Raw genomic sequence first — 6326 nt, 5'->3', positions numbered from 1 at the left:
CCGGTGGAGGCCGCCGCGAGGGAGGGGGCCGCGGCCGCCGGGCCGCGCTGCCCCGCGCCGTCCCGCTGCGACGCGAAGGCGGTTTCGCCGAGCGCCGAGAGGACGAGCCAGCCCGCGAACGCGAGACCGGCGACGGCCGCCAGCCGGGCCAGGAGGGTGAGGAGGGCGTGCCGGTACCGATCCCGGGGGCACTGCGCCCCGCCGTGGATCGGTGCGGACTCCATCGCCGTTCTCCTTCGTCTCTCCGGCCGCCCGGCCGTGACCGCGCGTCGCTTCCGCCGTTGCTTGTTCGTGGTTCCGCTCGCCCGGCCTGCTTTCGCCTGCCGTTCGCGTGGCCGTCCGCCCGGAATTCCTTCCGGGCCGGTCGCCCGCGAAAGCGGGTGCGCATGGCGGTGACCCGCCTGCGATCGGTCCGACCGTAGCACCGCCTCACGCGAATGCGCGCACTAATGCTTCCACCCGGCGGCGTGTCTTCTCTCGATCACACTGTCGTCGCACTTCAGAGCGGTGATGGGCGCGCCGTTGAGGCGCGCCGGGAAGCCGTCCGAAAAGCGCGCTCGCCGACGTGTCCCGTCCTCATTGCCAAGGATTGACCGAGCCATGAATTCTGTTTGCTCTTAGCCCGTTTTCCAGGGATATCGAGGCTAATCGGAGGCTATTGTCCTGTTTTTCATAATTCGCTGCCCGGTGGTCCCCGTCCCAGACGCCCGGCGGCCGGATCCGGCGGAATCGGCCTCACCGCGTCCCATGCGCGGGACGACCACGGGCAAGATCTCCGGAAAGGTCCTTGGCCGGACGTTTACCCGGCCGCCGGGAGAAGCATGGCGGCCGGTATCGGTTGCGCTACATTCGGTGAGCGGGCGACCGGGCCGGTGACCGGCGCCGCCCGCGCCGCCCCGCGTCCGAGGAGCCCACCGATGCCCGTCCCCTCGTCCCCGATCATCCGGTTGCTCCCGGCGCGCCGGCGCACCGCCCCGCGGCGGGTGGCCGGCCGCTTCGCCGACCGCCCCGCCGGCGGCCTCACCACGACCATCGGCACGTCCGCCACGTCCTCCGGCATGCCCGGCCGGCGCCCGCCGCCGTCCGCCTGGTCCTGGACGCTGTACTCCCGCTGGCACTGGAGCCTGGCCACCGCACGAGCCGAACGGGAACGCCGACGCTCGCGGGCCTGATTGCAATCCCGGCCCACTTCGCTCGCTGGCGCTCGCTTCGTGACCGTGCTTGTGCGAGCGCGACTCGCTTCGCGATCTTCCCGGCGGGGGCTCGCCTTCGGCGTCGCCCCCGCCGGTCAGGGCGCGCGCTCGCGTGCGGGCCGAGACTGTTGCGAATCATCCACCGGGCCGCGTTTCTCCCGGGCCCGCCTGGCGCCTTGCTGTGTCCCGGGCAAGGCGGGTCCGCCGCCTTTGCCTGCGGCTCGCTCTCCTGGCCGTGCCCTCGCCGGTGCTTCGCGGCCTGTCCGCTTGAGGTTTGACTCAAACGGACAGGCCGCGTGCCGTGTGACGGCCGGGCATCGCTGTGCGACACCTACCTGCCCGACTCGGCTCAGTGCCGTGCGGTCAGCGTTGTGAGGGCTCGGCGGTCTGGGGCGTTCCGGTTCGTCCCGTGGGCGCGGCGTCCGACGAGAATTGGCGGATGATGTGGTGCCCGATCCGGCGGCCCGCGAAACCGGAGCCGTGCACGAACCGCATGACCGGCCCGAACGTGGCCGCCGCCGCCAGCCCCGCGAAGTAGAGACCGGGCTGGGACGACTCGAAGTCGCGGCTGAGCACCGGCGAGCCGAGCCGGGTGTCGATCCGGACGCGCAGCTCGGGCGAGAGCACCGTGAGCCGCTGGACGTCCGGCACGTACCCCGTGGCGGCGATGACGTGCTCGACCTCGGTGACCAGGCGCCGACCGGTGCGGTCGACGGTGGTGAGGGCGACGCCGTCGCCGTCCTCGACCGCCTTGGCGAGCCGGCGGCCCGTCGTGACCCGCACCCGCTCGTCCAGCCGCTCGCGCAGCCACCAGGAGCCGGCGGGCGGCAGCGTCTCGCGGACGAGCCGCTGCCGGGTCCGCTGCGGCAGGTGCCGGACGAGCCCCGGCCGCTCGGCGTACAGCCAGGTCCGGTAGCCGGTGCCGAGGCCGGACCGGGGGCCGCCGAGGGCCAGGTCCCGCGGCGAGCGCCGCTCGGCGGGGACGGTGTTCCAGTCGAGCGTCCCCCGCCGCGCGATGAGGTGCGGGTCGGCACCGGCGTCGGCCAGCAGCACCGCCGTCTCCAGCGCGGACTGCCCGGCGCCGATCACGGCGACCTCCTTGCCCGCGAACAGGCCGAGGTCGCGGTGGGCGCTGCTGTGCGAGACCAGCCAGGACGGCAGCCCGGCCAGCTCGTCCGGGACGTGCGCGAACGGCCCGACGCCCACGGCGAGGACGACCGCGCGGGACGCGACGACCTCGCCGGTGGACAGCGTGACCACGTACCCCGCCGGTCCCCCGCGTTCGACGCTGGAGACCTCGTCGGGTTCGGTGCCCGGCACGGCCTCGGCGGCGAACCAGCGCCCGTAGGCCACGAACGTGTCGAGTGGAATGGGCCGTCCCGTGGTGAATTCGGGATGGCGGTCGGTGAAGCGCAGCCCCGGTCTCGGTGCCCCGAGACTGGAGGCGAAGGGTTCGGACTTCAGGAACATGCCCTCGGGCATGTTGGCGTCCCAGAACCGCATCGGCGTGCCGATGACCCTGACCGCGAGCCCGACGTTCTGCAGGTGGGCCGCGGTCGACAGCCCGTAGGGCCCGGCGCCGACGATCACGACGTCGCTGGCCGAGTCGTTCATTCTCGTTCCCCCGTGTGTGTCTGGATGCTTGCTCGTGGAGCGCCGGAGGCGCCGGCCGACGCCGGTCAGCCCCGGTGCCTGGTGCGGAGCCGCCGGGCCGCGCGCAGGACGCTCTGCCGGCCCATCGCGAGGAAGGGCGGCAGGTCGTCGCCGGCGTACCAGGCCAGCTCGTCGGCCCGGCGGAGCGGGCCGAACCGGCCGGCGCGCAGCAGCGGCCGGGCGGCCGCGTGCTGGAGGAAGTGGTTCTCCACCAGCAGGTTGCGGCCGAACGCCGGGCGCGGGCGCGGGATCTCGCGGCCCGACTGGTCCAGGTGCAGGACCCGCGCGAGATCGAGGCCCTGCCGGTCGGCGAACAGCCGGAACTGGGCGCCGATCCGCGGGTTGAAGTCCAGGAGGTGGTAGGCGCCGGACGCGGCGTCGAGCCGGAAGTCCAGGTCGACGAGCCCGCGGCAGCCGAGCCTGCGGACGGCGTCGACCGCGAGGCGCTCCAGCTCGTGGTTGGCGACCCACTCGCCGGAGACGGTGTGCCCGGCGTGCGGCGGGTGCGCGAGGTGCTTGCGGCCCGTCCCGCCGTAGAGGCAGGTGAGGTCGGCGTCGAAGTAGCCGTGGAAGAACCAGTCGCCGCCCTCTGGCGGGATGCGCCGCTGAAGGATCAGCGGCCCGGCGCCCTCCTCCGGGGCGGGGTCCCGGTCGCGCGCCGCGAACAGGAGGTGCGCCTGCTCGGTGGTGTGGACGAGGGTGGTGCTGCGCCGTCCCGGCCCGAGCCGCCACGGCCGCGCCCATTTGGCGACCAGCGGCAGGCCCAGCTCGGCGGCGGCGTCGTCGACCTCGGCGGGCGTGGCGGGGGTGCGAGCGTCCGGGCAGGGCAGGCCGTGCTCGCGGCAGGCCGCGCCGAGCCTGGCCTTGTCCGCGACGAGGCGCGGGACGTCCGGGTCCTGGCGCGGGAAGACGAAGCGGCCGGTCAGGGCGTCCGCGTGCTCGGCGACGAAGATCGCGCCGGCGTCGTCCATGGGCAGGAGCAGCGCCGGGCCGCCGACCCGTTCGCCGATCGCCCGCAGGTGGTCCAGCAGCGCGGCGGGACGGTCGGCCGGCGGCGCCCAGGGGTGCCCGCGGTGCAGGTAGCGGGACCGGCCCGCCGGGTTGCGCGGGTCCTCCAGGATGGCGTGCACGGGTACCCCGGCGCGGCCGAGGGTCCGGATGGCGCCGAGCGTCCCGTGGTGGAAGGGATTGCGGTCGGTGCGCAGCAGCAGGACGGGCAGGCCGGTGTCGAGGCGCGGCGGGGACTGCATGGTCAGGGACATCCGCTTCGGTCGGCCGATTCCAAAGGATCGCGGCGTGGTTTGCAGATCATCATGGCGACGGCTTTCCTTGTCACAGGTTTCCCCGGTACCGGGTAAAGTCTCGCGGCGGCCGCCGGGCCGATTTGTTCGCGGCGGTGGCCGGAGGGCATAACAATACGCATGCGAGCTGCGGATATCCATCCAGCGGGGCGGCCATTCGCGCGTGGACGCAAAAGGCCGTTCCCTTTCTGCCCGCTCCCGCCCGTTCTGCTCGGATCCGCGGCGCTGGTCGTGCTCGCCGCGTCGACACTGGTCACCTGGCTGCAGCCGCGCTCCGCCGAGCTCTTTATGAATCGTGTGCCTTTGGGGGCATTTCTTGGCTCTGGCCCGGAAGGCGTGGAACGAGTGGACGGCTTCCAGCAGTGGCTGGGCGCCGTGGTCACGGTGGGGCACACCTACCTGCCCGGGGACGACTGGAGGAACGTCGAGGGGCCGGAGGAGATCCTGTGGCCGTGGGCGCGGTGGAAGCAGAACGACCCGCGCCGGCAGCTGGTGATCAACGTGCCGATGATGGCCCCGAACGAGGCGGGACTGTCCCGGAACGTGTCGTCGTCGCTGCTCAGAGGTGGTGCGGCGGGCGCGTTCGACGTTCACTACCGGACCCTGGCCGACCATCTCGTCCTCGTCGGCGCGCCGGACGCGGTGATCGTGCTCGGCTGGGAGATGAACGGGGAGACCTACGGGGGGCGCTGCTCGCCGAACCCCGCCGCCTGGAAGGAGTACTGGCGCCGGATCGTCGCCGCCATGCGCGGCTCGCCGGGCGCCCGTTTCCGGTTCGACTTCGCGGCCACGCGCGGCCGGGACGAGATCCCCTGGACGGAGTGCTATCCGGGTGACGACGTCGTCGACATCGTCGGCTCCGACAGCTACGACCAGCCCGCGGGCGAGTCCTTCGCGGACTACATCAACGAACCGCTCGGGCTGCGCGAGCAATCCGACTTCGCCGCCGCCCACGGTAAACCCATCTCTTTTCCAGAATGGGGACTGTTCCGCAACTACGACAACCCGGAATATATCCAGGGAATGCACGACTGGATGGCGGCGCATAACGTCGCCTACCAGACGATCACGGACTACTGCCCGCACGGCGTGTGGGGCTGCGGGCACGCCAACCCGCGGTCCGCCCATCGCTACCGGGAGCTCTTCGGTGGACCGGACGCGCCGGGCGGGCCCGCCCCGACGGTCCCGCCGCCGGCCGCGCCGCCCGCCGGACCGGCGTCCCCGCCGCCCTCGGGCCCGCCTCCGGCCGCCCCTCCGGCGCCGCCCGCCGCACCGCCCGCGACCCCCACCGCACCGCCCGCCGAACCACAGGCGTCCGCACCGCCGGGTACTCCACCGTCCGGGCCGGGACACGCCGGTCCGGGACAGGCAGGGCTCGAACACGCGGGTGCGGAACAAGCGGGGCCGGGACGCGCCGACCCGCCCGCCGCGCCGCGAACGGCGCCCGGCCCGGTGCCGGGGAACGGGTCCCCGTCCAGCACGCCCACGTCGGCTCCGCCGCGGGGCCCGCGGCCGGGACCTGCGCCGCCCACCGCCAGGGACGTGGGCTGAGCGGCGGCGACCGGGAGCGCGGGAGCCGGGACGCCGGCGGGCTCGCCCGCCGCCCGTCCATCGGCCTGCCGTTCGTCCGGGGGTTCGGCGCCGCCGAGGACCTCGCGGGTGACCGCCGCCAGCAGCTCCATGGTGCCGGTGACGTCGAACGCCGCCGCCGCGGCGGCGGCCGCCCGGCCCTCCTCCTCCGCGACGCCGGGGAACAGCAGCCGGGCCGCCATCGCCTCCGCGAGCGGCTCCGGCTCGTCCACCGGCACGAGCGCCCCGACGCCGGGCCGGACGACCTCGGCGAGCCCCGGGATGTCCGTGCCGACGATGCAGCGGCCCGTGGCCAGGGCCTCCAGTGCCGTCAGCGGCAGTCCCTCCCAGCGGGAGGGCAGCACGATGACGTTCGCCGCCGCCAGCCAGTCGCGCGGGTCCTGCACGGCGGGGACGAACAGGACGCCGGGGACGGGGCGCCCGGCCAGCCGGTCGCGGTCCTCGCCGTCGCCGACGATCGCGAGCCGCGCGGACGGACATCGCCCGGCGACGGCGGGCCAGGCCGCGACGAGCACGTCCTGCCCCTTCTGCCGGGTCAGCCGGCCGACGCAGACCGCGAGCGGCACGGCGGCGGGCAGCCCGAGCCGGG

At 74.4% G+C, this 6326-nt stretch carries 5 protein-coding genes and 1 pseudogene; 2 read left to right on the top strand and 4 right to left on the bottom strand.

From position 1 onward, the window contains the following. Positions 1 to 224: hypothetical protein (locus E1291_RS37790; protein WP_131742847.1), on the bottom strand; the 224-nt coding region annotated here is incomplete at its 3' end. A 693-nt stretch (positions 225 to 917) separates the two neighbouring features. On the opposite strand from E1291_RS37790, the gene E1291_RS37785 reads away from it, so the two are divergent. Next, positions 918 to 1172 (top strand): hypothetical protein, encoded by a 255-nt coding sequence (locus E1291_RS37785; protein WP_131742846.1) that lies wholly within the window; start codon positions 918 to 920, stop codon positions 1170 to 1172. A 384-nt stretch (positions 1173 to 1556) separates the two neighbouring features. Here the strand turns inward: E1291_RS37785 and E1291_RS37780 are convergent, their stop codons facing one another. Both E1291_RS37780 and E1291_RS37775 read right to left on the bottom strand, forming a co-directional pair. Further along, complete coding sequence (locus tag E1291_RS37780) at positions 1557 to 2807, bottom strand: NAD(P)-binding domain-containing protein (protein ID WP_131742845.1); 1251 nt, start codon at positions 2805 to 2807, stop codon at positions 1557 to 1559. Between the two features lie 65 nt (positions 2808 to 2872). Continuing rightward, positions 2873 to 4096: a carboxylate--amine ligase gene (locus E1291_RS37775; protein ID WP_131742844.1), complete on the bottom strand. Its 1224-nt coding sequence runs from the start codon at positions 4094 to 4096 to the stop codon at positions 2873 to 2875. Between the two features lie 171 nt (positions 4097 to 4267). Here E1291_RS37775 and E1291_RS45285 point away from each other — a divergent pair. Beyond that, positions 4268 to 4975 (top strand): annotated as a pseudogene (locus E1291_RS45285) (glycoside hydrolase family 26 protein); the annotation flags it as partial. A gap of 302 nt (positions 4976 to 5277) precedes the next feature. On the opposite strand, the gene E1291_RS44815 reads toward E1291_RS45285, so the two are convergent. Further along, positions 5278 to 6326 (bottom strand): glycosyltransferase family 4 protein (locus E1291_RS44815; protein WP_131742842.1); only part of this gene is annotated, 1049 nt, incomplete at its 5' end.

This window comes from Actinomadura roseirufa (assembly GCF_900659635.1).
Lineage (GTDB): Bacteria > Actinomycetota > Actinomycetes > Streptosporangiales > Streptosporangiaceae > Spirillospora > Spirillospora roseirufa.
The sequence above is the reverse complement of the archived record's forward strand: the minus strand, read 5'-3'. Positions and strand labels throughout refer to the sequence as shown.